The following is a 25,324-nucleotide window of genomic DNA, read 5'->3' as shown; positions in this document are numbered from 1 at the left end:
CGCCACGATCGCCGAGATCGGCCCGGCCGTGCCTGCGGTCGTCCTCATCCCAGGGCGTTCCTGGCCACTCTTCGAGGATCCAGGCTCCTGCGCTCCGGGAGAAAGCCAGGACGCCAACGTGCAGGAGAGCCTGTTTCACCGGCAACGGGCTGCTCGCCATGCATGTCAGCTTGGGCGTCACACGTGGTGTGGCGCCCAAGCTTCTTCGCCCGGCAGGCTATGCGACATGCGCGTCCGCAGGTTCGATCCCCGTGGCCCGCCTCGCCAGATGAGGGAGCGCGGTGAGGCGGGCCCTATGGGGATCTCACCGTTGGGAATTACTGTGGCACGTACGGGGCGCCGGAAACGGTATCCGCTACGGCCCGCAACCCTTTTGGGTGATGCGCTTGTCTGCTGGTCAGCCGCATGCCAGCCGGTCCGTGGCGGGGCTCATGACTCCTGCTGTGCGAGCGTCTGTGTCAGGTGGCGCTGTGCCAGCGGTGCGCCGCTGTAGATGTGCGCGCCTGCAGCACTCCGCCTACTCCCCTTGGTTCTTACGAGTTGAGGGGCTGCTTGTGGCGCCCGGCTGTAGTGAGGTTCGCATCGGGCTCAGTCGTTGCCCATGGCTTTACGGACTGCGTCTTTGGTGCGGTCCATGAGGGCGGCGACGGGGCCCAGGGCCATGTTGCGGGCAAGTGACTCGACGCCGGGATGAGGATGAGTGGGAGCCATGGCCTCGGCCACCTTGACCGCCTTGGCCATGGCGGCGAGGTTGGTGGCGTCGGTGGTGCGGCGGATGTGGATGAACTCGTAGCGTTCTTCCGCCCGGGCGTGCTCTTGCACGTCCTTGCGGAGCTTCATCAGCTGCGGCATGAACTTCGGGTCATCGGTGTCCATCTTGTCGAGCGTCGCAAGGGTTTCCTTGGCGGCTTTTTCTTCGGCGAGGCGGTCCTTGACCACCTGCTCACCGCCGGGCACCATCCGCCGGACGAAGGGATGGACGACCTCTTCCTCCGCGGTTTCGTGGACGGCCAGCAGCCGCACCAGGCGGTGGAAGGCGTTGCGGCGTTCCTTGCCCTTGCTCTGCTCGACTTCGTCGAAGAGGTTGCGGATGTCGCCGTGCTGGCGCATCAGCAGAGCGACGACGTCGGTGCCCTTGGCCTTGTCGTCGCGGGCTTGAGGGGTGCGCGGTTCGGACATGTTCGGCTGCCTCACTTCTCGCGCATGGCGGGGTCGGGGTGCTCGCCTTCGGATTGCACGCGGTATTCGCGGCCGAACATGTCGTCGTGCTCGGCCATGACCCGCTCGCTGGGCGGCTCTTCCCCGCCGTGGATCTGTTCCTGCATCTTTTCGAACCGCTCATGCGCTTCACGCACGTAGCCGGCTCCGAGCGTGGTGAGGTCCATCTGGGTGTCGAGCAGCCCTCTCAGGTACTGCTTGTTCGGCTCGAAGGCCAGCACCTTGGGCAGCTCCGGCGCCAGGACCTCCTGCGGCTCGCGGCCGTCGTAACGGCGCATCATGTCGCAGGCGGTGTGCAGGTGTTCCAGCTCCATGTTCAGGTGCAGCTCCCAGATGGCCTTCACCTTGGGGTCGCGCTCCTGCTCCATGAAGGAGTAGTACAGGTAGCACTCGTTGTACTCGTGGTTGACCAGCTGCTCCCACCACGTCTCGCCCGGGTCGACCAGCGACTCGTAGTGCGTGACGTGCTCCTCCTCGATGAGCCCGATCTCCTGGTAGAGCTGACGGGCGATCGGCTCCATGTAGGTGGGGCCGGTGTTCATGTAGAAGTTCATCGTCTGCTGTTCCGCCGACATGATCGTCAGGGCGTGGAGCTTCGACAGCGGGTTCGCCTCGTTCTTGTCGTACGGCTCGCGGACGTTGTCGTACGGGTCGCGGTGGTGGAACTTCGTGGGCCGGCCCGGCATGACCTCGGTGAGGTTGTCGACGATCGACTCCGCCTTGCGGTGCTCGATCATCTCGTACAGGTTCGCGTACCGGTACAGGTGGTCGAAGTCCTCCAGCACCCCGAACTGGTAGGCCTGCCTCAGGTACGGGTCGGGCTCCATCCGCGCGACCCACGCCGTCAGGTCCACCGCAACCTGCTCGTAGGCGATCGTCGTCTCCAGCACTGAGGAGACGCCCGGCAGCAGCCAGTTCACGACCTTCTGCTGCTGTGCCTCGATGTACCGGGTCCGGGCGAGCTGCCGCTTCACCTCGGGATCGACGGTGTTACGGACGAGCTGGTGGCTGAAGAGGATCGCCTCCACCTCGATGCCGTTCATCGTGATGATCCGGCACCGGGTGTAGGGGTCGCCACGGTCGGGGTCGATCGGCTGCACGTTCATCTCACGCCAATTGCGCAGCTGACGGTCCAGCGGGATGCCGCGCTGTTCCAGCGGGTTGAAGGTCACATCTGCCTCCTCGACAGGCCTGCGGGGCATGCCCCTTCGCCGCGTGGTGCGACCTGGCGCCGGACGGTACCCGGCCATGCTCGGTGCTGCGCGAGCCGATTGCCGCCGCCGCGTGCTGCACGGCGGGGTGTCTCACCCGTCCAGAGGAGTTGATGAGGGCGACGGCCCGCGGCAGGCCGGCCGGGCACGCCACTGACCTGTCAACGTGCGCGGCACGAACGCAGAGGTCACCCTCACAGGTACGCGACGAACGTCGCCCGGGCAGTGCGCGGGCTTGCGGTCACGGGCCTGTCCGGTGGCGAGCAGGTGCAAGGCCGCAACCGAACTGGCGGTGTTTTTGCCACCGGCAGGAGAGAACATCCCGGTACTGCTGCCGGCGCAGTTCGGGACGAGTAGCCGTGTCCGGCCTGCGAGGGTGGGGGGCGGTCACCGGCTGCTTCTGCGGCAGGCGCGCGCCGCAGGCTGTTCAGGCCGCGTTGCTCCAGCCCTGGGCCAGGCGCTCGAGCAGTGCGGCCCGGTGCAGGTCCGCGACGGGCGCCAGCAGATCGGGGTGACGCAGCAGCACCGCGGCCTGCCGATCGCGGTCGTCGGGACTGACCAGCCGACGAAAATCAAACGTCAGTCCGCCCGTATGCTCGCACTCCGCCAGATGCGCCACGGCCTGCGCGGCAGCAGCAGTCGCGGTGAGCAGGCATGCCGCCCAACTCGCCACCACCTCGTCGACCCAGGACCGCCACGCATGGTCCGCAACGTCTGTGCCGGAGGCTTCGGACCCCACGAGCCAGTCCAGCCGACCCGAGCCGCCTGGGCCCGCCATCGTGAGCAGGGCAGCATCCGTCGCTGTGGGGTAGCGCAGCCATGCGGCGACCGTCACCGCCTGGCGGGCCTGAGCTTCCGCCAGCGACGCTCCCAGAGGGCCGCCGTCATGAGGGTAGGAACGCAGGAGCCACTGGGTGGTGGCGGCTATGACCGGGGAGAGATCGGCCTGCATTCCACTGCTCCTTTCGGCGGCGCCCGGCACGCCGACCAGTGCAGTGGGCTGTCCTCGAGCGAGGCGACTCTACAACCACGCCAAAAGAGTCAAAATGGCGCAAGTCACACCATCCGGTGTCGACGATTGAGGACGCGGGGAACCGGCTCGCTGCGAGGTCGGAACACATGCTCAGCCGAAGGCCGCCTCCATGTGCGCCGATTCCCGAACCGAGTGATCAAGTTCGACACACCATTCGACACCGGACGCTAAAGGTCAAGCCAGGGCGGGAGAGGGCTGTCTCATGCATGCGGTGGGAGCAGGCCGTGCAGGACGACAGCGGAGAGCGCGTCGGCCATGGCGGTCCTGTCATGCTGCGCCGTCGGCCGGTCGTCGGGGCTGAGCCGGTCGGCTATCGGGTCCTGGGCCAGGGCGAGTGCGGGGCCCGTGACGGCGAAGTACAGGATGTGGACCGGGACACGGGGGATGCGGCCGGCCGCCATGAGGCTGCTGACGGTCGGCTCGATGCTGTCCCAGAACGGCTTGATGAACCGCTGGTGGAGATAGTCCAGGCGACCGGAGTCCCGGGTCGACTCGTCGGTGAGCAACCGGTTCATGGCGGAGTCGTTCGCGGCAAGCCGGTACAGGTGGACGATGACGGCTCGCAGGCGCTCCTCAGCGTCGTGGCAGTCGGCGAGAAGCCGGTCGAGCGCGGGCTGACCGTGTTGCAGCCCGAAGTCCACCACCGCGCGCCAGAAGTCGTCCTTCGACCCGTAGCGTTCGTGGATGAAGTTGTGGCTCACGCCGAGCCGCCGGGCCAGCTCCCTCATGGTGGTGGCGGCGTAGCCGAGCTCGGCGAAGGTGTCCAGGCCCCGCCGGAGGATTTCGCTTTCGGGCAGCCGGACGGGGGCGTACTTGCCGCGCGTCATCGCCGTCGGCGCCTCGTGCGGTGTTCCGTCGGTCACTCTGGCCTCGCTCCGTTCAGCCCTGTTCCGCCCGATGCCGATCGCTCTTGCCCCGCTCACCGAGCCGGTCACGCCGGCCGGGACAACCCGTCGTACCTGGTGAGCGGGGTGCGGGTCCGCAGCCCCGGCAGGGCGGCGAGGCAGTCGCTGGTGTTCTGAGTCTTCCATGCCGGTCACTGGCCGGTAGGTCGCGGGAGGGTTGAATCCGACAACTGCTTGACGGGTGTCAAGCTCAGGCAGATGCTTGACGCGTCAATCACATCGGTGCCGTCGGGCGCCGATGCTCAGCTGTAGGAGTGCCCCCGTGATCTTCACCAAGACCCGTGAGGCCGTAGCCGCCCCCACCGTCACCGCTACCGCGTCCGCGGGACGCAAGAAGGTGCTCGGCGTCGTGGCCGGTCTGGCCGTCGCCGGTGCGCTGACCGCCGTGGCCGTCCCTGCCGCGGCTCAGAGCCCGGCACCGCACGCCGCCCCGTCCGCTCACTCGGCCCACCACCACTACCTGTCGCCGCTGCAGGTCGCCTCGGCGTACTACGCCAGCTACAACGGCGACCTGGCCGCCGGCTTCGACCGCTACATATCCAAGGACCTGGTGCTCCACGGCTTCAACGGCCCCGAGAACCGGGACGACTGGATCAACGGCGACCTGAACATCAAGGCCGGCCTCACCGGCTTCAAGATGACCGTCCTGGACCAGATCGTCGAGGGCGACAAGGTCGTCACCCGCTGGAGCTTCGCGGGCCGCCACACCGGCACGGTCTTCGGCATCCCCGCCTCCGGCCGCGACGTCCAGCTCAGCGGCATCTCCATCGACCGCGTCATCCACGGCCAGTCCGTCGAGCACTGGTCGGAAGGCAACTTCGGAGTGTTCCTGGACGAGCTGCGCGGTCAGACGCCTCCCGGCACCGTTCACCCCACCACCAAATAGCCGCTCGAACGGCCCACACCACCGGGCCGCAGCACACACCCCGGCCGGACACCGGGCCCCCCGGGCGCGACCTCCAGCGTGCGCCCGGGGGGCCGCGGCGCCACCCAACCCACCCCACACACCAATGTGACCAGGAGCATTCCCATGACATCTCTTCTTGACGGCAAGATCGCACTGATCACCGGCACCGGCGCCGGCATGGGGCGCGTCGCGGCCCAGGTCTTCGCCAGAGAAGGCGCGAAGGTCGTCGGAGCCGACATCCACCCCGACGCCAACGAGGAAACAGCAGAACTCGTCCGCCAGGCAGGCGGCGAGATGACCGCCATCGCACCGGTCGACCTCACCGACCCCGAGCAAGCGCACCGCCTCGTCGACGGCGCTGTGGCCGCCTACGGCGGTCTCGACGTCATCTACAACAATGCCGCCTCGCTGCGCTTCGGCCCGATGCCCGACTTCTCCGTCGAGGACTGGCACGCCACCATCACCGGCGAGCTCGACATCCCCTTCTTCGTCTCGGAGTTCGCCTGGCCCCACCTGGTACGCCGCGGCGGCGGCGTCATCATCAACGTCGCGTCCATGGCCGGCATGATCGCCGGACAGAACCCCCCGATGGTCGGGCACACCGCGGCCAACGCCGGCGTCATCGGCATGACACGGCAGATGGCTCTTGAGGGCGCACCCCATGGGATCCGCGCAGTGGCCATCAGCCCCGGCCCCGTGCTCACCCCGGCCAGTGACCGCGACCTCGGCGACAACCAGGCCGCCCGCGAGGCCATCACCGCGAAAACCCTCCTCAGGCGCTTCGCCCGGCCCGAGGAGATCGTCGAACTCGGTGCCTTCCTCGCGTCAGACCGCGCCTCCTACATCACCGGGGCCAACTACGCAGTCGACGGTGGCGCCAGCGCCTGGTGACACAGCCCCCGGCTCCTTTTCAGAACCACGGGAGGGCGGCCTGAACGCTGCCGTGGTGGCTCCGGCAAAACGCTTGATGTGGCCGCCGCAATGCTGGCCGACAGTGCGGCAGTCGAATGGCGTTCCGCCGACGGGCCGTTGTCCAGGATGCTTTGGGACGCGTTGGCGCCTGCCGTGGGGGTACTCGATCATTCCCCAGCCCCTCCTGCGGAAGGCACAGGCCCATGCTCGTTCGACATCCCGCAGCAGGGAAAAGGGGACGATTCGAGCGGTTCTCCGAAGCCGCGTCGAACTTCACCAGCTCGCCAACGTTCTACGTGGTCTGCCTGGGCCTGGTCGCCTTGTTCATCGCCGCACACGCCGCGGGACTGGAAGTCACCTGGCAGTTGCTGGCCGGGGACCTGATGACGTCCGTCACCCTGCTGTTGCTTGCCCTGCTCAAGAATGCAGAACGGCGGGCCGAGCACGCGATCCAACGGAAGTTGGACGCGATCGCCGCAGCGCTGCTGGAGCAGGACGAGGGCCAGGCACGCAAGGCGCAGGAAAACCTTCGCAAGGCCATCGGCATGGAAGACGAAATCTGACTCACAATGGATCCGCTTGTCCGGCTCAAGTCGGCGGCGCAGGCGTAGGGCGGGCGTCGGAAGGTCTTTGGCGGTCTCAACGCGTGCAGACCGCAGCATCGCAGTGCGTCAACTTCCCCGCCTGCACTGCGCAGTCCGGAGCTTCTACACACTCGGCCATCCGTGCCGATCCACCTCATGGGTCAGCCATTGTCAGGGCATGAACCGCACTGCTCTGATGGTGGGCCTCAGCCATTGCGGAGGAGATGGGGGAAGGTCTCATGGCGGATGAAGGCGCGGCAAGCGGCTGTTTCGTTTGCCGCAAGCACCGAGACGACTCGCTGATGCCGGGAGGTGCTGTGTGGATGGACGACCTGGTAGTGGTCTCCCATCTGTCACCGCAAGCTCCCGGTGGCGCAGGCGCGGTTTATCTCGGTCACCTTCTGGTGGAACCCCGCCGACATGCTCCTGGTCTTGCTGATCTCACCGAGGCGGAAGCTCAGCGGGTGGGGGTGTGGTGTACCCGAGCCGCCGGCGCCCTCCGGGAAGCCGGAGGGGCCGAGCACGTGTACGCCGCCGTCATCGGGGACAACGTGCCGCATCTGCACGTCCACCTCCTGCCTCGATATCCCGGGACTCCCCACGCGTACTGGTGGCAACGCGTCGACGAATGGCCTGACGCGCCTCGCGGTGGGCAGAGCGAGGCCGCAGCGATGGTCGAACGACTCCGTTTGCACTACAGCGACGAGAAACCGCCGCCGTGACCGCGGCTGACTGGGGTGGAGCCCGGGCACTGCTCCGGAAGCTGGGCAGGGAAGTTCGGCAGGCTGTCAGCCACGGGTGGCCAGGGGCTTGTGGTAAGGCGCTTTTTGAACGGTGCGGGTGTCGAACTGTCGCGAGGGCGAGGCAGGCATGGTGGGCCCGTCCTGACGTGGTGCACGGCAGTAGTGCCTTCCGCTGCTGCTACGCGGCCTCCGCCCGTGGTCCCTGCGGCAGTGCAGGATGCGAGCGCGGCCCGGAAGATCGATCAGGAATTGAGAAGCACACGCGACGAGGCTCCTTCTAGCCTGCCGCCATGGACATCACCATTCACACGAGCTTTCTGCCGCACGACGACCCGGACGCCTCGCTCGCCTTCTACCGCGACGTCCTCGGTTTCGAGGTCCGCAGTGACGTCGGGCAGGGCAGGATGCGCTGGATCACGGTCGGCCCGGCCGGTCAGCCCGACACGTCCATCCTCCTGGCCCCGCCGGCCGTCGATCCCGGGGTGACCGAGGACGAACGCCGCACTATCACCGAGATGATGGCCAAGGGCACTTACGGGTGGATCCTGCTGGCCACCCCGGACCTCGACGCCACGTTCGAGAAGGTGCAGGCCGGTGACACCGAGGTCGTCCAGGAGCCGACCGAGCAGCCGTACGGCATCCGTGACTGCGCCTTCCGTGACCCCGCGGGCAACCTGGTCCGCATCCAGGAGCTTCGGTCAACTACTCGGCCGTAAACGTGAACGACCGAGCTTGTTGGGCGGTCACGGGTCACATCTGCCGGTCCCCGCTCAGGCGGGGGCCGGGTCGGGCATGTTGACGAATACCCACGCCGTGGCCCCTCGCGTGGCGATGTTGACCCCGGCGACGTGGTCGGCCGGCCCAGCGAGGCCGCACCGACGACAGTGGAAGTGGTCCCGGGTGCGCCGGTTGGCGCGCCCGGTGTGGCCGCAGCGCGGGCAGCGCTGCGAGGTGTAGGCCGGGTCCACCTCGATGAACGGCACGCCGGCGCGTTTGGCCATCCCGGGTCTGAAGACCCGGGGTTCCTCGCAAGATCAGACTGAACCGGACAGCGATGCTGCCCTCACGGCCGGCGCCGCGACGCCTCTACATGAACCCGGCACACCACCGGCGAGGCGCCCTGCCCCGCTCTGCCGGCCGCCCGAAGGGGCCTCGTCCGCGTCCTTGTCGCACCGGGCAAGGGCCCGACGAGCCTGTCCCGTTGGTGTCCGGTGGTTGCTCAAGCGACTGGTCGGCCCGACTGGGTCGGTCCTCATCACCCAGTGCCTGGGGGCGACTGCCGCGGCAGTCGCCCCCAGGCACTCACAGGCGTCGTGGGAAGAGGAAAGAATGGGGAGTGATCCTATGTGTCGGCCCGAGTGGCGGCGTGCGCGTGTCCAGGCGCAGCGGCTGGCCGATTTCGCGCGGTTGCGTCGCGTCCGTGATCGCATCGACAGGGAGTACGCGCAGCCGCTGAACGTGGAGGAGCTCGCCCGCGGTGTGAGCATGTCCGCCGGGCACCTCAGCCGGCAGTTCCGGGCCGCCTACGGCGAGTCGCCGTACGCGTACCTGATGACGCGTCGCATCGAGCGTGCGACGGCGCTGCTGCGGCGTGGCGACCTCAGCGTGACGGAGGTCTGCTTTGCGGTCGGCTGCGCGTCGCTGGGCACGTTCACCACCCGCTTCACCGAGCTGGTCGGTATGCCTCCCGGGGCCTTCCGGCGCCGTGTGGCCGATGCGGCGGCCGACTGCACCGATGCCGTACGTAGGGCCGGTGGCGGGGGGCTTGCTGTCACGGTGGAGGGGATGCCGGCGTGCGTGGCGAAGCAGGTGGCCAGACCGGTCAGGAATCGAGAAGCGCCGGCCGCCGAGCAGCATCTAGCGTGATGGCCATGGCAACCACCGCACCCACCCTGTCCCTGGCATCCGTCACCCTCGAGGTGGCCGACTCCGATGCCGCCCACCGCTTCTACACCGCCTTCGGGGTGGACGCACACCTGCGCCTGCGCGCGTCCGAGGCGCAGTCCATCGGGTTCCGCGGCTTCACCCTGGCGCTCACGGTGTCCGGGCCGGCCACCGTCGACAGTTTCCTCGGCGCCGCCGTGACCGCAGGGGCCGCGGTGCTCAAGCCCGGCGCGAAATCGCTGTGGGGCTACGGCGGCGTCGTCCAGGCTCCGGACGGAACGATCTGGAAGGTGGCGACCTCGGCGAAGAAGGACACCGGCCCGGCCACCCGCGAGATCGACGAGGTCGTGCTCCTGCTGGGCGTCGAGGATGTGAAGGCCAGCAAGCAGTTCTACGTCGGCCGGGGCCTGAGCGTGGCCAGGAGCTTCGGCGGCAAGTACGCCGAGTTCGCCGCCGGCGGGTCCCATCCGGTCAAGCTGGCCCTGTACAAGCGGGGCGGTCTGGCCAAGGACCTCGGCGTCCCCGCCGACGGCACCGGCTCCCACCGCATCGTCCTGGGCAGCACCGCCGGCGCCTTCACCGACCCGGACGGATTCGCCTGGGAGGCCATTGCGCCGCCTACGGTGTCTTCGCTGTCCTGAGCTTGAAATCACCTGCTTCCAGCCGCTGCTGGAGACCATGGCCGACCTGGCCGGGGTGGTCGTCACCAGCGACTCCATGCACACCCAACGCGAGCACGCCGACTATCTCCTCGGCCCCGAAGCCCCCTACATCGTGATCGTCAAGGGCAACCGGAAGAAGCTCCGCACGCAGCTCAGATCCCTTCCGTGGACAGAGATCCCGCTGCAGGGCCACGTGAGGGGCGCCAGTCACGGACGCTCGGAGATCCGACGGATCAAGGTGGCCACGGTCAACAGCCTGCTCTTCCCCGGAGCCCGGCAGGCCATCCAGATCAAGCGCCGCCGCACCGACGGCAAGACTGGCAAAACCACCATCAAGGCCGTCTGCGCCGTCACCAGCCTCACCGCTGAGCAAGCAGTCCCGCCCAACTGGCGACCCTGCTCCGTGATCACTGGCAGATCGAAGCCCTGCACCACATCAGAGACACCGCGTTCGCCGAAGACGCATCACAGCTGCGAACCGGCAACGCGCCCCGGGCGATGGCCACCTGGCGCAACCTCGCCATCGGCGCCCTGCGGCTGGCCAGCGCGAACAACGTCGCCGCCGCTCTGCGACACAACGCCCGCAACGCGGACCGCCCGCTCGCCCCTGCTCGGGCTCAACTGGTCAGGAAACAGACGCCCGCCGAGTACGGCGAAGCCCTGGCCCCGGGGCAACGTGCAATCCCATCGGTTGCCGCCGAGTGTCGGGCCATTGCTGGGCCGTTCAACTCTCTACGGCGAACGACTCGATGTAGGCCAGGGCTCCGTAGAGTGCGTCGCGCAGCGGCGTGCTGTCGTCGGCCGCCTGGTCCAGTAGGGCTCCGCCCTGGAATGCGGCTGCGAGCAGGTGGGCGAGAGCGACCGGGTCAGCCTCCGGCCGCAGCTCGCCGCGCTCGCGCATCGCGCCCAGACCACGCCGGAACAGCTCCTGCCATCGCTCGAAGCCGTCGGCCACCGCGTCGCGGTGGGAGGGGTCGGCCTTGACGACTTCGGCGGCCAGGGAGCCGAACGTGCACCCGCCGCGCACCATGTCCTGCGAGGCGATGTAGGAGTCGGCCCACCGGCGCAGGGCGACGAAGCTGTCCAGCTCGCCCAGATCGGGGACCTGATGGCGGGCGACGATGGTGTCGGCCTGCCAGGCGAGCACCGCACGCACCAGGGACTCCTTGGTGGGGAAGTGCCGGGTCAGCTGGGAACCGCTGACCCCGGTGGCGGCGCGGATCTGCTCGTTGTTGGTGTTCTGCACGCCGTGCTCGTAGATCAGCTCCGCAGCCGCCTTGATGATGCGCTCGCGCGTGGCCAGGCCCTTGGGGGTCAGCCTCCGAGCCGACGCTTCGCTGCTTGCAGTCATGGTGCCGACCCTACCACAAAAAAGGGCTTGACAGCCCTTTTTTGTTGGTGTTCCATGAGGCCCAGCCCAAAAGGGCTTGACAGCCCCTTTTTGTGGAAGGGCGGACGACGTGTCCCCAGAGGCTTCACCGCAGGCAGCCGCCACATCGGCGAGGCCCGCCGGCCCGGCCGTGGCAGCCGCGGAGGCGGGCCATCCGCGGCGCTGGAGCATCATGGCGGTGCTAGGTGCCGTCGCCTTCATGGCACAGCTCGACTTCTTCGTCGTGAACGTCGCCCTGGACGGGATCGGCCGGTCGTTCCCGGGCGTGAGTGTCGCGAGCGTGTCGTGGGTTCTGTCGGCCTACGCGATCGTCTTCGCCGCCGTGCTTGTGCCCGCGGGCCGGATCGCGGACCACTGGGGACGTAGGAAGGTACTGCTGTCCGGGGTCGGGGTCTTCACCCTCACCTCCGCCGTCGCGGCCGCCGCACCGAGTCTCGGCGTACTGGTCGCCGCCCGCGCCGTCCAGGCCGTGGGCGCGGCGATGATCGTGCCGTCCTCGCTCGGCCTGCTCTACCCGAGCTTCCCCAAGCGCCAGCACACCCTGGTGGTGGGCCTGTGGGCGGGCGTGGGCGCGGTCGCGGCCTCGGCGGGCCCGCCCCTCGGCGGTCTGCTCGTCACCCTCGACTGGCGGTGGATCTTCCTGATCAACGTTCCCATCGGGATCGCCACTCTTATCGCCGGAGCGCTGCTGCTGCCCGAGGTCCGTCAGCCCAAGGGCGCCGCTCTGCCGGGTCCGGTCTCCGCCCTCGCACTGTTGCTGGCCGTGAGCCTGCTGGTGCTGGCCACCGTCCAGGGGCCGGGGTGGGGCTGGGCGGACATCCGCACCGTGGCCCTGTTCGCCGCGGCCGCCCTGGCCGCCGCCGCGACCGTCGAGCGCACCCTGCATGCCAAGGCACCGGTGATCGAGAGGCAGTTGTTCGCCGGCAGAGAATTCACCGCCGCCACCGTGGCTCTATTCCTGTTCTCCGCGGGCTTCGCCATCGTCCTGCTCAGCACCGCCCTGTTCATGCAGGAGGTCTGGCACTTCAGCCCACTGCACGCAGGGGTCTCCATCGCCCCGGCGCCCCTGGCCTCGATCGCCTTCGCGATGAACGCCGGCCCCCTCCAGATCCGTTTTGGACGCACCGCCCCCGCCGTGACCGGCACGCTGGCCATGACACTGGCCGCCGGCTACTGGCTCATGGCCGTGCACACCACCCCCGACTACTGGGGCGGCATGTTCCCCGGCCTGATCCTGGTCGGCCTGGCCGGCGGTCTGGCCCAAGCGCCGCTGTTCGCCGCCGCCGGCACCCTCGCACCCGAACGCGCCACCACGGGCAGCGCCGTGCTCAACATGAGCCGGCAGATCGGCAGTGCCGTGGGCGTGGCCCTGCTCGTCGCTCTCACTCCCCAGGCCACGGCCGCCGGGTTCGACCATGCCTGGTCGGTCCAGGGCGGCGCCGGAATCGCCGCAGCCGCCGCGCTGCTCGCCCTCCGGTCCCGCCACACACCCTGACCACACGGCCGCAGCCACTCGGGGCCGGAGCGCAAGCAACCACGGCCTCCTGATGGAGGGGCAGCGCACCGCCTCTCCCCCATCATCCGCGGCATCCGCCCGAAGGACTGACGCTGGAGTTCCAGCCAGCTCCCCCTCAAGAAACGGAGATCTCCCTCATGGAACGCAACCTCCTCGTGATCGGGGCCACCGGCAAGACCGGCGGCCACACCGCCCAACTCCTGCTCCAGCACGGTCACCGCGTCCGCGCACTCGTCCGCGGACTCGACAGACGTGCCGAGCGGCTCGCCGACCTCGGGGCGGACGTCGTGGAAGGCGACGTCCTCGACCTGGACTCCCTGGCCCGGGCGACCAAGGGGATCGACGCCCTTTACTTCACCTATCCGATCCGCCCCGGCCTGATGGACGCGACCGTGAACGTGGCCCAGGCGGCGGAGGAGAACGGGGTCCAGGCGATCGTGAACATGTCGCAGATCTCCGCCCGCCGCAACACCGCCAGTAACGCGGCACGCCAGCACTGGGTCGCCGAACGTGTCCTGGACCAAGCCCCGGTCCCGGTCACCCACATCCGCCCGACCTTCTTCGCCCAGTGGCTGATCGACACCTGGGCCGACGGCACCGGCGAACTGCGCCTGCCGTTCGCCGACGGACGCCACGCCCCCATCGCGGAAAGCGACCAGGCGAAGGTGATCGCGGCCATCCTGGAAGACCCCGCCCCGCACGTCGGCCAGATCTACCCGCTGTACGGAGCCGAGGAGCTCAACCACTACGAGATCGCCGAGAAGATGTCGAAGGCGCTGGACCGTGAAGTCACCTACGTGCCCATCGAACTCGACGAATTCGCCGCCATCCTGCACGGGCGCGGCGCGCCGGACCACCTCATCCAGCACCTGCTCGCCGTGGCCGTCGACTACCGAAATGGCGTCTTCGCCGGCACCAACGACCTGGTGAAGACGATCGGCGGCAGTGACCCCCTCGACGTCGAGGGTTTCATCGCCCAAAACCGCGCTGCCTTCAACCTGCCCACTGCCTGAAAACTGGAGAACACAATGAGCGTCTGGTTCATCACAGGATCGTCCCGGGGCTTCGGCCTGGAAATCACCCGTGCCGCCCTCGCCGCCGGCCACCAGGTGGCCGCGACCGCCAGGAACGCCGAAACCGTCCGCGAGCAGTTTCCCGACGCCGGCGACGCACTGCTCACCGCGCCGCTGGACGTGACCAACCCGCAGAGCATCGAAGCGGCCGTCGACGCCGCGGTCGAAAGGTTCGGCCGGATCGACGTCCTGGTCAACAACGCCGGCACCGGCCTGCTCGCCGCCGTCGAAGAGTCCGACGACGCCGCGGTCCGCGCGGTGTACGAGACCAACGTGTTCGGCCCGCTCGCCGTACAGCGCGCCGTACTGCCGGTATTGCGGCACCAGCGCTCCGGCCACGTGATCAACATCAGCTCCATCGTGGGCTTCGCCACCGCGCCGGGCTGGGGCATCTACGCCTCCACCAAGTTCGCCGTCGAAGGCTTCACCGAGACCCTCCACACCGAACTGGCACCCTTGGGCATTCACGTGACGCTCGTGGAACCGGGCTTCTTCCGCACCGACTTCCTCGATCCTGCCAGCCTGCACACCGGACCCGACGCGATCGACGACTACGCGCCCACCGTCGGCGCGATGCGTGCAGCCGCCGCGAGCCTGAACCACGCCCAGCCCGGCGACCCGGTCAAGGCCGCCCACGCCATCGTCGAGATCGCCGCCACCCCCGAACCGCCCCTGCGCCTCCCGCTCGGCGCCGACACCCTGCAAGCCTTCGACGCCAAACTGGACACCTTCCGCAAGGAGATGGACGCCTGGCGGCACGTCGCCCTCTCCACCGATCACGAATAAGGCTGTGCCCTATACGGCCAGGGCTTCGGCGTAGTCGCATGACGTCCGGTTCGTGATCATCCGAGGCCGAGGAGTGCGCGGGGGCGGCAAGGGTCGCGGGCGTTGCGGGCGGAGGCCGGCCGCGATGTTCTTCACGCCGGCCGTGCGGAGGGCTCCGATGGCGAGGTTGCGCCAAGTGGCCATCGCGCGGGACGCGTTGCCGGTCCGCAGCTGGGAGGCGTCCTCAGCAACGGTGGTGTCGCGGACATGGTGCAAGGCATCGATCTTCCAGTGGTCGCAGACGAGTTCGGCGAACTGGGCCGCGGTGGCCTGCTCGGCGGTCAGGCTGGTGACGGCGTAGACCGTCTTGACGGTGGTCTTGCCGGTCTTGCGGTCGGTGCGGCGGCGCTTGATCTGGACGGCCTGGCGGGCTCCGGGGAATGGGGGGCTGTTCACGGTGGCGGCCTTGATCCGGCGGATCTCCGAGCGGCCGTGGCCGATGCCGATGCCCCGGGTGCGTCCCTGAAGCGGGATGTCCTTCCAGGGAAGGGACTTGAGCTGTCGGCGCAGCTTCTTCTGGTTGCCCTTGACGATCACGATGTAGTGGGCGCCTCGGCCGAGGAGGTAGTCGGCATTCTCGCGCTGGGGGTGCATCGCGTCGCTGATGGCGACGGTTCCTGCCGGGTCGGCGACGGTGCCCAGCAGCGGCTCGAAGCAGGTGATCTCGTTCGTCTTCTCTCCGACGTCCAGCTGGGCCAGGACCAGGCCGATGGCGTGCTCCAGCGCGGCGAGCAGGTGGATCTTGTGGCCCTTCGCTTTGGCCGCGAAAAACGCGCAGGCTTTTGCCGTCCACTGCAAGGCCGCGCAGTCCGGTCGCCTTCGGACGGCGGTCGGCGAGCCGGCGTCCGACCGCCCGGTCCAGCGCGTCGCCGTCGACGCGGGCCAGCAGCCGCCGGACCGTCGTTTCCGCAGACAGGAACCGCTTCGGGAACAGTGGGTCGAGGCGTATACCAAGGCGGTCCAGGATGTGCGGCGGGCATCGGCGATCCACTCGCTGACTGTCGACACAGAGGTCGCCCCCGCCAGAACCGCACACGCGGTCAGCGCGAGTACGGCAACCAGCACGTGCCGTACGCCGCGTGGGTCTCGCGGGTCGGGCACCTCGGCCAGCCGCTCCAGCAGGCGCGGGACCTCGTCGGATACGACCTCGGGATGCTGGCGGAGCTGGTCAAGGGCACGCGGGGTCAGCGATGATGCGTCGACAGGCACGGTCTTCCACTCGGATCACGGGGCGTAGAGAACTCCATGATCTTGGAAGCCCGTGCCTGCCACGTTCCGGGGCGCCACCGAGCTGACAGACCGCCACGAACCGGGCCTCACACAACACCGCCGAAGCCCTGTCGCCTATCCCTTCTCGGCAGCGGTAGGCCAGATTTCCCGTCCGCGGGCGCTCTACCGCGTCGTCACGCCGGGACGCCTGGTCGAGCGCACCAGGCTGCACCGTTGCGCTTGATCCGCCCATCGCAGGTGATCAGCGGTGCGGCCGAGGGATTCGTCCAGCGCAACATACTGTGCGTCGTAGGCACTCGAGTTGGCGTGGGAAGTGCGAACCCGTTCCCACAAAGGGGAGAGTGTCGCGCTGTGGCGCCGTGATCGGTCAGGCGGACCCCTAGCGCGTACGTGTCGATGGCGATCAACCGCCCAGCCTGCCCTCGTCGATCGCTGCCAGCACGTCGTCAGTGGCGTACTCCGCGGCGGCCTCGCGCTCCAGTCGTGCAGCCATTTCGTTTATGGTCGGCTTGGTGGTTTCTGCAGCGATCAGCTCGTGCAGGTACGCCTGGAGGGACTTCCCGGCCTGGGCGGCACGGGTCTTGAGGACACGAATCTGATCTTCGGGCACGTCCCTGATGGTCAGCACGCTCATATCTGCATTCTGGCGCGGTTTTCTGCATTCGGCAGATCCATGCTCTGGCTGCGACCTGCGGCGACGGGCCGCTGGATGGCCGGCATACCGACAGCTTGCGCGGGTGAGCCCGGTGGTGCCGTGTGGTCAGCCGGGGGTGGGTGGAGGCGTGGCGGGGTCCGTGAGGGCGTCGAGTTGGGCGGCGAGGTCGGGGTGGGTGGCTGTCAGGTGGGGGCGGGCGGCTTCGAGCGGGTGGAGGAGATCGGCCGGGTCGTCGTGGGCGAGGGCCGCATGGAGTTGGCTCAGTGGGCGACGGGCGGCGGTGGGCAGGTCGGTGAGGGCGGCGATCTGGCCGGCGATGCGGCGCAGGTCGGCGGCGTTGCGGCGGGCCCAGGTGGCGGCAGTGCGTTGGGCGGCGCGATGTTCGCGGGTGGCCTGGACGCGCTGTTCGCCGGTGGTTCCGGCGGGCCCGGGCCGGTTGCGCAGGTAGCGCCGTTCGGCGGCCTGGCGGCTGGCGACGCCGAGGGGGTGGGCGAGGTCGGCCCAGCTGGCTCCCGCGTCGCGGGCGGTTTCGATCAGGCCGGTCTCCCATCCGGCGAGCTGCTCGCGCACCTGCCGCAGCAGCAGGAGGCAGGCGAGGGCCTGCTCCGGGCCGAGGCCGAGGTCGGAGGAGTCGGGGGTCTTCAGATGGGCGCCGCGCAGGGCCTCGTCTATGGCTTCGAGGGCCGAGGCGGCGGCGAGGAACGACGCCGGGCTCTGGGCGTCGGCGTGGGACGAGGCCGGCTGGTCGGCTGGGGTCATGGCACCTCCTTCAGGTCTGTCATCGTGTGGACGACATCATGTTTGTCATCCATTGGATGACATGTTACAACGGTCTCAGTGAGGCGCATTGGCAGCAACTGCCTGAACCTGCTGGAGGTGTTTCACGATGTTGATGCGCACTGACCCCTTCCGTGAGCTCGACCGGCTGACGCAGCAGCTGCTGGGACCGGGCACCTGGTCACGGCCGGCCGCGATGGCGATGGACGCCTACCGCGAGGGCGACGAGTACGTGGTGGCCTTCGACCTCCCCGGCGTCAGCGCGGAGGCGATCGACATCGACGTCGAACGGAACATGCTGACCGTCAAGGCCGAACGCCGGCCCGTGACGAAGGCCGACGACGTGCAGATGGAACTGTCGGAGCGACCGCTGGGTGTCTTCTCCCGCCAGATCGTGCTGGCGGACACGCTGGACACCGACCGCATCAAGGCCGACTACGAAGCCGGGGTGCTCACCCTGCGCATCCCGATCGCCGAGCGCGCCAAGCCCCGCAAGATCGCCATCGGCGCGGGCTCCGACCGCAAGGAGATCTCCGGCTGAACCGGCCGATACGGGTCGAACGGCGGCGGAGGACGGGCATCTGATCTCCCCTTCATCCCGTCCTCCGCAACCCACGGAAACGAACGAAGGGTGGCGGGGCGACGTGACCCTGCGATGGGAAGCGTTCCTCGACTACGTCCAGGAACGCGGCAAGTACGACAGCCGGCAGGAGGCGGAACGCGCATCCCGCGTGGTCCTCGCGCTGCTGGGCGCCCATCTGGTCGGTGAAGTGCGCGCCCAGCTCGCAGCTCGCCTGCCGGAGGACTTCGCCCTGATCCTGCTCAACCCGCTGCAAAGCGCCGAACCCCTTTCACCCGAGCGATTCGTGCGCGCGACGGCGGCCTGGATCGAAGGAGCCACCGAACAGACCGCGGCCTGGGACGTCAGCGCCGTCCTCAGCACGGTCGCCGACGCTGTCGGCGACGACCTGCTGGGGCAGATCCTGCTCCAGCTCCCCGGGGGATACGACCTGCTGTTCGGCCGCCCCCAGCCCACCTGACCACCGCCATCCCCGGTGTCCGCGCACCAGCACCGGACCGATCAGAAAGGCAAGTACCGCAGTGATATCCGACAGGCGTGCGCCCTTCCAGCACCTGTCCGCGATGACGTACGAGCAGCTGCTGGAGAAGGTCCGCTACGAAGGCGCCTACCCCACGCGGGAACGGGCCGAGGAAGCCGTCCGCCTGGTCCTTGCCGGCCTTGGACGTCAGCTGACGGGCGACGAACGCGTCGAGCTGGCCGCCCGCCTGCCTCTTGAAGCCGCACAGACCCTTACCGGGCAGATTCCCGACATCCAGCCCCTCACCGGCTTCGACTTCGTCAAGGACCTCGCCGATCGCACCGGCGCCACCGTGGCCACCACTCGCTGGGACACCGGCTCAGTCCTGTGTGCGGTGGCAGCCCTGGCCGGGCCCGACCTCCTCACCCGCATCCTGCGCCAACTCCCCTCCGGGTACGCGCTGTTGTTCGGCCGCGCAGAACTCACCCCCGCCGCATGAGCGGGCCCTGCTCCCCCGGCACCCGGCGCAGGGGTGACGCCGATCGTTGATCGAAGCCCTGGTCTCCACCCGAGACCAGGGCGCCCTTGCGGTACGCCACGCCCGAGGTGGGGACGGCGCGGGCTGCTGGCTGCGTTCCCCATCGGGTGCGACAAACACACAGGGGCCATGAGCCGTCGTCGACTCCCAAGCGCCAACGGTTCACGGACCCTTCTCGCCCAGGGTTGCGCCTGGCCGGCCGGCCCCGGCGCCGCACCGAGCTCCCCTCGGGCGCGCCCGGGTGATGGGACAGCTCGCCGAACATCGCTGCTTCAGGCCTTCCCCGGAGGCGATCGCCGAGGTCCACCAGCCTGTCCACGCCCGCCAGCAGGCAGCGAGGGGCGGGCTCCGCCCGGCGGCTGCTCGCCGGGCTGCACCCGGTGTCACCCCAGCGCAACTGCCTTGCGCAGCAGCACGGATCGTTCACGGGCGTTGCGGCACAGGCGAGCGGCGAGTTCCAGCTCGGTCCGTGCCTCGGCAGTCCGGCCGAGCCGGATGAGCAACTCGCCACGCACGCTCGGGAGCAGGTGCGAGCCCGACAGGCGGCCGGAGGCCGCCAGTTCGTCCACCACGGGCAGCGCCTGCTGCGGGCCTTCAGCCATCGCGATGGCGACGGCCCGGTTGAGCTCGACGATGGGTGAGGGTGCAAGGCGGCACAGTGCCTCGTACAGGAGCACGATGCGCTCCCAGTCCGTCTCCCGCACCGAGGACGCCGACGCATGGCACAGGGCGATCGACGCCTGCAGACCGTACGGTCCCAGGCCGCGTCCGAGGGCCGAGGAGCGGCCGAGCGCGGCCACACCGCGACGGATCGCCGACCGGTCCCACAGGCGCCGATCCTGGTCCTCCAGGAGCACTGCCTCGCCATCCGGGCCGGTGCGTGCGGGAAAGCGTGCGGCCGTGAGCTCCAAGAGGGCAAGCAGCCCATGCACCTCCGGGTCATCGGGCTGCAAGGCGGCCAGCATCCGGGCCAGTCGGATGGCCTCGTACGCCAGGTCGGGGCGCAGCAGGCGGTCACCGGTCGTCGCCGTCGAGCCCTCGGTGAAGATCACGTACAGCACGCTCAACACACCTCCGAGCCGCTTGTGCCGTTCCTGTGCCGGTGGCAGCTCGAACGGCACTCCGACCGCGGCGATGGTCTTCTTCGCCCGCGTGATCCGTGCCTGAATCGTCGGTGTGGGCACCAGGAACGCCCGGGCGATCTCCTCGCTGGACAGGCCGCCGACCACTCGCAGCGTCAGGGCCACGCGGGCCTCGGGCGAGAGCACCGGGTGGCAGGAGATGAACATCAGCGCGAGGACGTCGTCGTCGATCCGGTCGGGATCCCACGGCAGGTCCTCCGAGCGGCCCGGCGGGTCCACCACGCCCGAGCTCAGGTCGCCCTCGGTGAGCCGGCTTGCGAGTACGGCGTACCGCGCGTCGAGTGCCGACCGGCGGCGAAAGCTGTCGATGGCGCGTCGGCGCGCGGTCGCCAGCAGCCAGCTCACCGGGTGCGTCGGAGTGCCGTCGCGCGACCAGGTGACGAGCGCCTCCGTCACCGCCTCCTGCGCGACGTCCTCGGCGAGCTCGAAGTCCCCGGTGTAGCGGGCCAGCGCGGCTACGATCCGTGCGGACTCGATCCGCCAGACGGCCTCGACGGCCCGCCGTGCCGACTCGGCGCTCGGCGGGCCGCCGGCGGCCTCGGGCGTCACAGCTGGCCGGTCCTCTCGCGCCATGCCCGCTCCTTGATGATCCACTCGTTGTCCTGCGGGAATTCCTCGATGCCCGGAACGCGGCGGACCTCGCACTTCGAGCCGGCGACCGCCGGGAGCCGCTTGGCCCACTCGACGGCCTCCTCCTTCGATGCCACGTCGATCACGTAGAAGCCACCGAACAGCTCCTTCGTCTCACCGTACGGACCATCGGTGACCACCGGCGTCTCACCACTGAAGTCGACCACCACACCCTGTGCAGGGTCGTCCAGGCCCTCGGCGGCCACGAGCACGCCGGCGCGGATCAACTCCTCGTTGAAGCGGCCCACCGTCTCGAGCATTTCCTCGAAGGGCGTGGCCATCATCTTCGCGACGGATTCGTCCGTGCCGCGCATGATGAGCATGTACTTCGCCATCTTCGGTCTCCTTGGTAGAAGGGCCGTCTCTCGGCCCTCTCTCCTCAAGGTCGAACGAGGCAGACGCGGATCGACAGGCGGACAGAAAAATTCCTTGGCACTCAGGTCGGGGACACCGTATCCGGGAGGTCTGCGCGCCGTGGGAGGGCTGGGCGGAGCCTTGCGGTGACCTCGGGTGGCGACCCTTCGTGCTGGTCGCGGCACCGCGTCCACCACTTCGATCACGGCGCCGCCTCCCCTGCTCGCCTTGCCGCGAGGCGCGGCCCCACCACGAACGCCGCCGAGGAGACGGGCGGCGGGGCGGCGCTAGGACCTGTCCCGCCACCGGCTCTTGACGAACCACCTGCCCGCTGAAGCCGCAAAGGCCAGCACCCCAGCCGCCAGCACCCAATGCTGCCAGCGCCAGAGCGGGTTCTGCCACCGCCACAGCGGCGCAGGGGCGGCCTCGACGGGGATCGCGTCGTGGTCGTTGCCGGGCACGGGGTCGTTCGGACCGTAGACGGTGATGGAGCCCTCGGCGCCGGGAATCCGCTTGTCGATGCGGATGTGGAAACCGATGGTGACCGAGGACCCAGGCTCTGGGGCACGCCGCTGCGAGATCTCGCACAGGAAGAAGTTGTTGTCCTTGTCCTGCGGCGGCCGGCACGAGTATCTGCGATCGTCGTCGTCCCCTTCCCAGGGAATGGACGTGACCGTGGTCCCGGCCGGGGGCACCACCGCGAATGATCCAGCCGTCCGGGGAGCCGGGGCCCCGGTTCGCCACTCCGAACCGGACCACGACGGTGTCTCCCACCCTGCCCTTGACCGTTTCGGTGACTGGGGCGTAGTCGGCCGACGCAGACGACGGGGAGACACCAACGGAAAGAGCCGTGCCTCCAGGCGTCAGGGCGATGCCGTGCGATGCGGTCGTGGGCAACACGCGGACGGCGGTGGTCCCGGGCCGTTGCGGCGGCTGGTTTTGGTCGCTGCTGGGCAGCCATCCGCCGCTCTCCCCCCGGGCACTGCCGTAGGGGGTCGCCACGGCCCTCTCAGTGCGCAAGGCGGCCCGATCCACCGGCGCCGACCGGGGCTGCGCCCATCCCTGCCCCGCCGCAGTGCCCAGCGCTGCCAGAGACACGACGACGGCGCCGATCCGGCGCACCAGGGCACGCTCGGCCACGGGCCCGAACCTTTCTGCCCGCATCCCTGCCCCCCATCCCTGCGCGGTCAGTGGATCCTGCCGCGCCGGCGCGCCGATGGGAGAGGCTAAAGCGCTGTACCGCAAACGACCTATTTCTTTGACTGCGGCCCAGGTGGCGTCCGGGCAAAGGCGTCGCCGGCACCCGTGTCGCTCAGCAGCACCATCGCCGTAGGCCGCGGAGAGGGCCGGGTGCCGGTCGCGCACCACACGGGGCGCTCTAACCGTGGGCGGGAACGGCAGCCGTAGGGAGGTCGGGCATGCCATGACACCCGCCAGCGTCCACGGTGGCAAAGGATCCGGCGGGTGCCGGTATGCGGTCAGCTTGCCCTCTGCCTCTCTCGGAGCTCGTGGACGCTTCCTGCGGTGATCGTGCCGTCCTCTTGCTCGTAGTGAGACAGGGCGAGGCCGAGGCCGAAGAATGTGGGTGCCCATTCGCCCACGTAGATACCCCACCGGTCGGCGCGGGCGACGTTGACGCCGGGTTCCACCTTGAGGCTGCCTACCCATGCGGCAACAGAGAGGCCGATGGATGCCATGCCGGCCAGGTAGGCGTGTTCGCTGCGGATGCCCATTTCGTGCATGCTCTTGATGATCATGGTGCGTCCGTTCTGTCGGGGTTCCGCAGCGAGTACCACACACAGCCGACCCTATTAATCCGGTTTGTTTACTTTGGGTGGCTAAAGGCTGTTCGCGGGATGTTTCCGATGCTGTGCGCACACCGGGTTTGCGGTGATCATCCCGGGGAGAGGGAGGTGGTCCTTCCGGCGTGCGGCGGACCTGCCCAATCACTGTCAGCATGTTCTGCCGAGCTGCACCGGTGGACCGGGGGTGGGTAAAGGCGCGGCTGACCCTGTAAGGCGTCGAGTTGGGCGGCGAAGGCGGGGTGGGCAGGCCGGAGGAGACGGGCCCTCTCACGACCGAAAGATCGCCTGCCCCACGCCGACCGCAACGACACCGGCGCGGCTCCGGCATGCGATCTGCCGGACCGGTCTCAGGGCGGCGTGGTCGCCGGCGCTTATGCCGGCCACATGCGGCGTTCAACGCCTTCCTGGCTGCGCCGGCGCCCGTCAGAGGCGGATCACGATGGCTTTATCCCTTTCTGAAATCGACGGGGGAAGGATGGAAACATCGGAACCAGTTGGAGCCGCACCTGGATCCCGGGCGGGTGCGTCTCCAAGTACGCGCTAGGTCCTGAACTGCCCTCTGGGCATGAACGCCTGTTGTGCTGTTCAGCAGCCTGGGCGATCAGGAAGCTGATCGCCCAGGCGAGTTGAGGCCCGGGTGTGAGACCCCCGGGGAGCAACGCGCGTCGGCGCAGTCCCTGCCGGGCCGGCCAACTGGGCCGTAGCGAAAGGGCGTCGGCTGACGGGCCACCCGATTCAGCTGTGCAGGTCACCCATGTGAGGCCGGGATCGACGGTAGCTGCATGGCCTCCCAGGGGAACTCGAGTCGGCCCGCGATCGAGTGGTGCGCAGCTTCGTCCCCGGTGTGGTGGAAGCGGACGACATTCGCCGCCCTTGTCTTTTGGAGCTCCTTGCTGTGGGCCGAGAGGTCGCCGCTCACCGCAGTCAGCGTGCTGTCGGGAAGGGCTCGCCCTGCTTGGCTGCGGAGCGAGGCGACGGGGTCGTGTGCCACGGTTTCCCGCTCGCAGGAGTCCTTCGCACGCGGGTCGAGGAATAGATACCGGGCATAGCCGACGGGGCGTTCCTCGCTTTCGAGCAGGGCAGCCTGCAGGGTGCAACCGAGGTCGTTCGGCGGCCAGGAGGTCGAAGCGGCCGTTGCGTGCCCCAGCCGTGGCGCCCGCCGTGTCTGGGCCAGTGAGCCCGCTGCCGTGCGGGCCAAGAAGTGATGAGGACGCGGCTGCCGGGCGTGGACTGCCAGGATGTGCGGCACGGTTGAGGGGATTCCCCCTGCCAGGTGTCGCCCGGCTTCAGCGCGCCTCCGCCGGTTCACTTCGGAAGATCATCTGCACTGCGGCCTTAGAGTTAGCGGCAACCTGTAGATCAGGTTCGGGACGAAGGAGACAGGTACCGAGATGCCCAGCTCACCTCCGCCGGCGCGGCGCTTCCTCATGGTGCATGGCGTGCAGCATCGTCGTCCGCGGCAACACTGGCTGTGGTGGTTGACCGAGGCCCTGCGTCAGCGGGGCGAGCAGGTGCTCTATCCGCAGTTCCCCTCACCCGAGCAGCCGTCGATGAGCGAATGGGTCGATCTGCTGCACGCCGAGCTGGCCCAACTCGGCGACCAGGAACGCGTCGTGGTGTGCCACTCCCTGGGGTGCGCCCTGTGGCTGCACGCCGCCCAGAGCCTGCCCGAGGACCTGCGTGTCACCCGGGTACTGCTGGTGTCCCCGCTCGGTGACCAAGCGTTCACCGTGGCCAACGGCAATGAAGAGTTCAGGCTCGATCGCATCGACCGTGAACTCCTTACCGCCGCGTCGACCAAACCGCCGCATGTGGTCGTCTCGGCGACCGACCCCTACGCGCCCGCCGACCCACGCGCGTGGAGCGCCGCGCTCGGCTTGGACTGCGACGTCCTGCCCGCCGCCGGCCACATCACCCCCCAGGACGGATACGGCCCATGGCCGGCCGCACTGGACTGGTGCCTACGCGACCAGACCCCTGTGTCCCCCGTCACCGGACCGTGAGCGGGGATGGATCCATGGCCGGTCGTCGTCTGCGGCTCGCACACGGACCTGGCGATGCCTGGCGCGCGCCCTACGCACCCGCCGCGGCAGGCGAAAGAACGGCCGCGTTGTGACGCCGTTGAAAGGTCGCCGCAATCAATCCGGATGCGTAGTGCGGCTCCTGGCAGAAGGCCGCCTTGGGCCGGCACCGCCGTCTATCGGCGTCTGGGCTGCTCTGCCGCGTCAACATCCTCTTCCTGCTGCCGGGTCGGTGGAGAGGCCTCGGTGTCGCGGATGGTGCGCTCGCC

The 25,324-nt window shown here is 69.0% G+C and carries 28 protein-coding genes and 1 pseudogene; 15 read left to right on the top strand and 14 right to left on the bottom strand.

Annotation, left to right across the window (positions count from 1 at the left end):
• Positions 1 to 588 precede the first annotated feature (588 nt).
• The 4 genes from ADL25_RS40035 to ADL25_RS51235 form a co-directional block, all read right to left on the bottom strand.
• Positions 589 to 1,179 (bottom strand): hemerythrin domain-containing protein, encoded by a 591-nt coding sequence (locus tag ADL25_RS40035; RefSeq protein WP_059132852.1) that lies wholly within the window; start codon positions 1,177 to 1,179, stop codon positions 589 to 591.
• 11 nt (positions 1,180 to 1,190) lie between these two features.
• On the bottom strand, positions 1,191 to 2,390 hold the full coding sequence (locus ADL25_RS40030; protein WP_059132851.1) for a hypothetical protein: 1,200 nt from the start codon (positions 2,388 to 2,390) through the stop codon (positions 1,191 to 1,193).
• Between the two features lie 466 nt (positions 2,391 to 2,856).
• The gene (locus tag ADL25_RS40025) at positions 2,857 to 3,381 is read right to left on the bottom strand and encodes a hypothetical protein (RefSeq protein WP_059132850.1); all 525 of its coding nucleotides are present in this window, start codon (positions 3,379 to 3,381) and stop codon (positions 2,857 to 2,859) included.
• A 281-nt stretch (positions 3,382 to 3,662) separates the two neighbouring features.
• Positions 3,663 to 4,325 carry a TetR/AcrR family transcriptional regulator gene (locus ADL25_RS51235; RefSeq protein ID WP_059132849.1) on the bottom strand — a complete coding sequence of 221 codons (663 nt, stop codon included), beginning with the start codon at positions 4,323 to 4,325 and terminating at the stop codon, positions 3,663 to 3,665.
• Positions 4,326 to 4,629: 304 nt separating this feature from the next.
• On the opposite strand from ADL25_RS51235, the gene ADL25_RS40015 reads away from it, so the two are divergent.
• The 5 genes from ADL25_RS40015 (at position 4,630) to ADL25_RS39995 (ending at position 8,229) form a co-directional block, all read left to right on the top strand.
• Positions 4,630 to 5,253: an ester cyclase gene (locus ADL25_RS40015; RefSeq protein ID WP_059132848.1), complete on the top strand. Its 624-nt coding sequence runs from the start codon at positions 4,630 to 4,632 to the stop codon at positions 5,251 to 5,253.
• Positions 5,254 to 5,397: 144 nt separating this feature from the next.
• Positions 5,398 to 6,165 (top strand): SDR family NAD(P)-dependent oxidoreductase, encoded by a 768-nt coding sequence (locus ADL25_RS40010; RefSeq protein ID WP_059132847.1) that lies wholly within the window; start codon positions 5,398 to 5,400, stop codon positions 6,163 to 6,165.
• 224 nt (positions 6,166 to 6,389) lie between these two features.
• Entirely contained in the window at positions 6,390 to 6,749 is a 360-nt protein-coding gene (locus ADL25_RS40005) for a low affinity iron permease family protein (protein ID WP_059132846.1), read from the top strand.
• 245 nt (positions 6,750 to 6,994) lie between these two features.
• Entirely contained in the window at positions 6,995 to 7,492 is a 498-nt protein-coding gene (locus ADL25_RS52475) for an HIT family protein (protein ID WP_416384760.1), read from the top strand.
• Positions 7,493 to 7,803: 311 nt separating this feature from the next.
• Positions 7,804 to 8,229, top strand: a complete 426-nt coding sequence (locus ADL25_RS39995) for a VOC family protein (protein ID WP_059132844.1) — start codon at positions 7,804 to 7,806, stop codon at positions 8,227 to 8,229.
• A gap of 54 nt (positions 8,230 to 8,283) precedes the next feature.
• On the opposite strand, the gene ADL25_RS39990 is transcribed toward ADL25_RS39995, so the two are convergent.
• A complete protein-coding gene (locus ADL25_RS39990) occupies positions 8,284 to 8,514 on the bottom strand; it encodes a zinc ribbon domain-containing protein (RefSeq protein ID WP_059132843.1) in 231 nt (76 codons plus the stop codon).
• A gap of 343 nt (positions 8,515 to 8,857) precedes the next feature.
• Between ADL25_RS39990 and ADL25_RS39985 the strand changes: the two genes are divergently transcribed.
• Positions 8,858 to 9,379 carry a helix-turn-helix transcriptional regulator gene (locus ADL25_RS39985; protein WP_059132842.1) on the top strand — a complete coding sequence of 174 codons (522 nt, stop codon included), beginning with the start codon at positions 8,858 to 8,860 and terminating at the stop codon, positions 9,377 to 9,379.
• Positions 9,380 to 9,384: 5 nt separating this feature from the next.
• On the top strand, positions 9,385 to 10,038 hold the full coding sequence (locus tag ADL25_RS39980) for a glyoxalase (RefSeq protein WP_416070667.1): 654 nt from the start codon (positions 9,385 to 9,387) through the stop codon (positions 10,036 to 10,038).
• A gap of 745 nt (positions 10,039 to 10,783) precedes the next feature.
• Here ADL25_RS39980 and ADL25_RS39970 read toward each other — a convergent pair.
• Positions 10,784 to 11,410 carry a TetR/AcrR family transcriptional regulator gene (locus ADL25_RS39970; protein WP_059132840.1) on the bottom strand — a complete coding sequence of 209 codons (627 nt, stop codon included), beginning with the start codon at positions 11,408 to 11,410 and terminating at the stop codon, positions 10,784 to 10,786.
• 211 nt (positions 11,411 to 11,621) lie between these two features.
• Here ADL25_RS39970 and ADL25_RS39965 point away from each other — a divergent pair, with 211 nt between their 5' ends.
• The 3 genes from ADL25_RS39965 (at position 11,622) to ADL25_RS39955 (ending at position 14,824) form a co-directional block, all read left to right on the top strand.
• Complete coding sequence (locus ADL25_RS39965; protein ID WP_059132839.1) at positions 11,622 to 12,944, top strand: MFS transporter; 1,323 nt, start codon at positions 11,622 to 11,624, stop codon at positions 12,942 to 12,944.
• A gap of 158 nt (positions 12,945 to 13,102) precedes the next feature.
• The gene (locus ADL25_RS39960) at positions 13,103 to 13,978 is read left to right on the top strand and encodes an NmrA family NAD(P)-binding protein (protein ID WP_059132838.1); all 876 of its coding nucleotides are present in this window, start codon (positions 13,103 to 13,105) and stop codon (positions 13,976 to 13,978) included.
• 15 nt (positions 13,979 to 13,993) lie between these two features.
• Positions 13,994 to 14,824 (top strand): oxidoreductase, encoded by an 831-nt coding sequence (locus ADL25_RS39955; protein ID WP_059132837.1) that lies wholly within the window; start codon positions 13,994 to 13,996, stop codon positions 14,822 to 14,824.
• 216 nt (positions 14,825 to 15,040) lie between these two features.
• Here ADL25_RS39955 and ADL25_RS39950 read toward each other — a convergent pair.
• Positions 15,041 to 15,928 (bottom strand): annotated as a pseudogene (locus ADL25_RS39950) (ISAs1 family transposase); the annotation flags it as partial.
• Here ADL25_RS39950 and ADL25_RS51710 point away from each other — a divergent pair.
• Positions 15,929 to 16,057 carry a hypothetical protein gene (locus tag ADL25_RS51710; protein WP_267889301.1) on the top strand — a complete coding sequence of 43 codons (129 nt, stop codon included), beginning with the start codon at positions 15,929 to 15,931 and terminating at the stop codon, positions 16,055 to 16,057.
• 439 nt (positions 16,058 to 16,496) lie between these two features.
• Here the strand turns inward: ADL25_RS51710 and ADL25_RS39945 are convergent, their stop codons facing one another.
• Together ADL25_RS39945 and ADL25_RS39940 are read right to left on the bottom strand one after the other, a co-directional pair.
• The gene (locus tag ADL25_RS39945; protein ID WP_059132836.1) at positions 16,497 to 16,727 is read right to left on the bottom strand and encodes a FitA-like ribbon-helix-helix domain-containing protein; all 231 of its coding nucleotides are present in this window, start codon (positions 16,725 to 16,727) and stop codon (positions 16,497 to 16,499) included.
• Between the two features lie 126 nt (positions 16,728 to 16,853).
• Positions 16,854 to 17,507, bottom strand: a complete 654-nt coding sequence (locus ADL25_RS39940; protein ID WP_059132835.1) for a hypothetical protein — start codon at positions 17,505 to 17,507, stop codon at positions 16,854 to 16,856.
• A 127-nt stretch (positions 17,508 to 17,634) separates the two neighbouring features.
• On the opposite strand from ADL25_RS39940, the gene ADL25_RS39935 reads away from it, so the two are divergent.
• The 3 genes from ADL25_RS39935 to ADL25_RS39925 all read left to right on the top strand — a co-directional run bounded on the left by ADL25_RS39935 (position 17,635) and on the right by ADL25_RS39925 (position 19,064).
• Positions 17,635 to 18,066, top strand: a complete 432-nt coding sequence (locus tag ADL25_RS39935; protein ID WP_059132834.1) for an Hsp20/alpha crystallin family protein — start codon at positions 17,635 to 17,637, stop codon at positions 18,064 to 18,066.
• 103 nt (positions 18,067 to 18,169) lie between these two features.
• Positions 18,170 to 18,565 carry a DUF2267 domain-containing protein gene (locus tag ADL25_RS39930; RefSeq protein ID WP_059132833.1) on the top strand — a complete coding sequence of 132 codons (396 nt, stop codon included), beginning with the start codon at positions 18,170 to 18,172 and terminating at the stop codon, positions 18,563 to 18,565.
• A 61-nt stretch (positions 18,566 to 18,626) separates the two neighbouring features.
• Positions 18,627 to 19,064, top strand: coding sequence for a DUF2267 domain-containing protein (locus ADL25_RS39925; RefSeq protein ID WP_059132832.1), 438 nt, complete (start codon positions 18,627 to 18,629; stop codon positions 19,062 to 19,064).
• A gap of 422 nt (positions 19,065 to 19,486) precedes the next feature.
• On the opposite strand, the gene ADL25_RS39920 is transcribed toward ADL25_RS39925, so the two are convergent.
• The 5 genes from ADL25_RS39920 to ADL25_RS39900 form a co-directional block, all read right to left on the bottom strand.
• The gene (locus ADL25_RS39920; RefSeq protein WP_059132831.1) at positions 19,487 to 20,818 is read right to left on the bottom strand and encodes an RNA polymerase sigma factor; all 1,332 of its coding nucleotides are present in this window, start codon (positions 20,816 to 20,818) and stop codon (positions 19,487 to 19,489) included.
• Entirely contained in the window at positions 20,791 to 21,210 is a 420-nt protein-coding gene (locus tag ADL25_RS39915) for a YciI family protein (RefSeq protein WP_059132830.1), read from the bottom strand. Before ADL25_RS39915 ends, ADL25_RS39920 begins: the two co-directional genes overlap by 28 nt.
• Positions 21,211 to 21,516: 306 nt before the next feature.
• Positions 21,517 to 21,924, bottom strand: a complete 408-nt coding sequence (locus ADL25_RS39910) for a hypothetical protein (RefSeq protein ID WP_159045122.1) — start codon at positions 21,922 to 21,924, stop codon at positions 21,517 to 21,519.
• Between the two features lie 783 nt (positions 21,925 to 22,707).
• Positions 22,708 to 22,986: a hypothetical protein gene (locus ADL25_RS39905; RefSeq protein ID WP_059132828.1), complete on the bottom strand. Its 279-nt coding sequence runs from the start codon at positions 22,984 to 22,986 to the stop codon at positions 22,708 to 22,710.
• A gap of 796 nt (positions 22,987 to 23,782) precedes the next feature.
• Entirely contained in the window at positions 23,783 to 24,232 is a 450-nt protein-coding gene (locus ADL25_RS39900) for a hypothetical protein (protein WP_147318098.1), read from the bottom strand.
• A gap of 193 nt (positions 24,233 to 24,425) precedes the next feature.
• Between ADL25_RS39900 and ADL25_RS39895 the strand changes: the two genes are divergently transcribed.
• Positions 24,426 to 25,037 (top strand): RBBP9/YdeN family alpha/beta hydrolase, encoded by a 612-nt coding sequence (locus ADL25_RS39895; RefSeq protein ID WP_059132826.1) that lies wholly within the window; start codon positions 24,426 to 24,428, stop codon positions 25,035 to 25,037.
• The last annotated feature ends 287 nt before the right edge of the window (positions 25,038 to 25,324 follow it).

The organism is Streptomyces sp. NRRL F-5122, from assembly GCF_001507435.1.
Classification (GTDB): domain Bacteria; phylum Actinomycetota; class Actinomycetes; order Streptomycetales; family Streptomycetaceae; genus Streptomyces; species Streptomyces lannensis.
The sequence above is the reverse complement of the archived record's forward strand: the minus strand, read 5'-3'. Positions and strand labels throughout refer to the sequence as shown.

What these genes read in the sequence shown, in the direction of transcription:
- ADL25_RS40035 (WP_059132852.1), bottom strand. Translation starts at nt 1,179, where the DNA reads ATGTCCGAACCGCGCACCCCTCAAGCCCGCGACGACAAGGCCAAGGGC.
- ADL25_RS40025 (WP_059132850.1), bottom strand. Translation starts at nt 3,381, where the DNA reads ATGCAGGCCGATCTCTCCCCGGTCATAGCCGCCACCACCCAGTGGCTC.
- ADL25_RS40010 (WP_059132847.1), top strand. Translation starts at nt 5,398, where the DNA reads ATGACATCTCTTCTTGACGGCAAGATCGCACTGATCACCGGCACCGGC.
- ADL25_RS40005 (WP_059132846.1), top strand. Translation starts at nt 6,390, where the DNA reads ATGCTCGTTCGACATCCCGCAGCAGGGAAAAGGGGACGATTCGAGCGG.
- ADL25_RS52475 (WP_416384760.1), top strand. Translation starts at nt 6,995, where the DNA reads ATGGGGGAAGGTCTCATGGCGGATGAAGGCGCGGCAAGCGGCTGTTTC.
- ADL25_RS39995 (WP_059132844.1), top strand. Translation starts at nt 7,804, where the DNA reads ATGGACATCACCATTCACACGAGCTTTCTGCCGCACGACGACCCGGAC.
- ADL25_RS39990 (WP_059132843.1), bottom strand. Translation starts at nt 8,514, where the DNA reads ATGGCCAAACGCGCCGGCGTGCCGTTCATCGAGGTGGACCCGGCCTAC.
- ADL25_RS39985 (WP_059132842.1), top strand. Translation starts at nt 8,858, where the DNA reads ATGTGTCGGCCCGAGTGGCGGCGTGCGCGTGTCCAGGCGCAGCGGCTG.
- ADL25_RS39980 (WP_416070667.1), top strand. Translation starts at nt 9,385, where the DNA reads ATGGCAACCACCGCACCCACCCTGTCCCTGGCATCCGTCACCCTCGAG.
- ADL25_RS39970 (WP_059132840.1), bottom strand. Translation starts at nt 11,410, where the DNA reads ATGACTGCAAGCAGCGAAGCGTCGGCTCGGAGGCTGACCCCCAAGGGC.
- ADL25_RS39965 (WP_059132839.1), top strand. Translation starts at nt 11,622, where the DNA reads ATGGCGGTGCTAGGTGCCGTCGCCTTCATGGCACAGCTCGACTTCTTC.
- ADL25_RS39960 (WP_059132838.1), top strand. Translation starts at nt 13,103, where the DNA reads ATGGAACGCAACCTCCTCGTGATCGGGGCCACCGGCAAGACCGGCGGC.
- ADL25_RS39955 (WP_059132837.1), top strand. Translation starts at nt 13,994, where the DNA reads ATGAGCGTCTGGTTCATCACAGGATCGTCCCGGGGCTTCGGCCTGGAA.
- ADL25_RS39945 (WP_059132836.1), bottom strand. Translation starts at nt 16,727, where the DNA reads ATGAGCGTGCTGACCATCAGGGACGTGCCCGAAGATCAGATTCGTGTC.
- ADL25_RS39940 (WP_059132835.1), bottom strand. Translation starts at nt 17,507, where the DNA reads ATGACCCCAGCCGACCAGCCGGCCTCGTCCCACGCCGACGCCCAGAGC.
- ADL25_RS39935 (WP_059132834.1), top strand. Translation starts at nt 17,635, where the DNA reads ATGTTGATGCGCACTGACCCCTTCCGTGAGCTCGACCGGCTGACGCAG.
- ADL25_RS39920 (WP_059132831.1), bottom strand. Translation starts at nt 20,818, where the DNA reads ATGGCGCGAGAGGACCGGCCAGCTGTGACGCCCGAGGCCGCCGGCGGC.
- ADL25_RS39915 (WP_059132830.1), bottom strand. Translation starts at nt 21,210, where the DNA reads ATGGCGAAGTACATGCTCATCATGCGCGGCACGGACGAATCCGTCGCG.
- ADL25_RS39905 (WP_059132828.1), bottom strand. Translation starts at nt 22,986, where the DNA reads ATGATCATCAAGAGCATGCACGAAATGGGCATCCGCAGCGAACACGCC.
- ADL25_RS39895 (WP_059132826.1), top strand. Translation starts at nt 24,426, where the DNA reads ATGCCCAGCTCACCTCCGCCGGCGCGGCGCTTCCTCATGGTGCATGGC.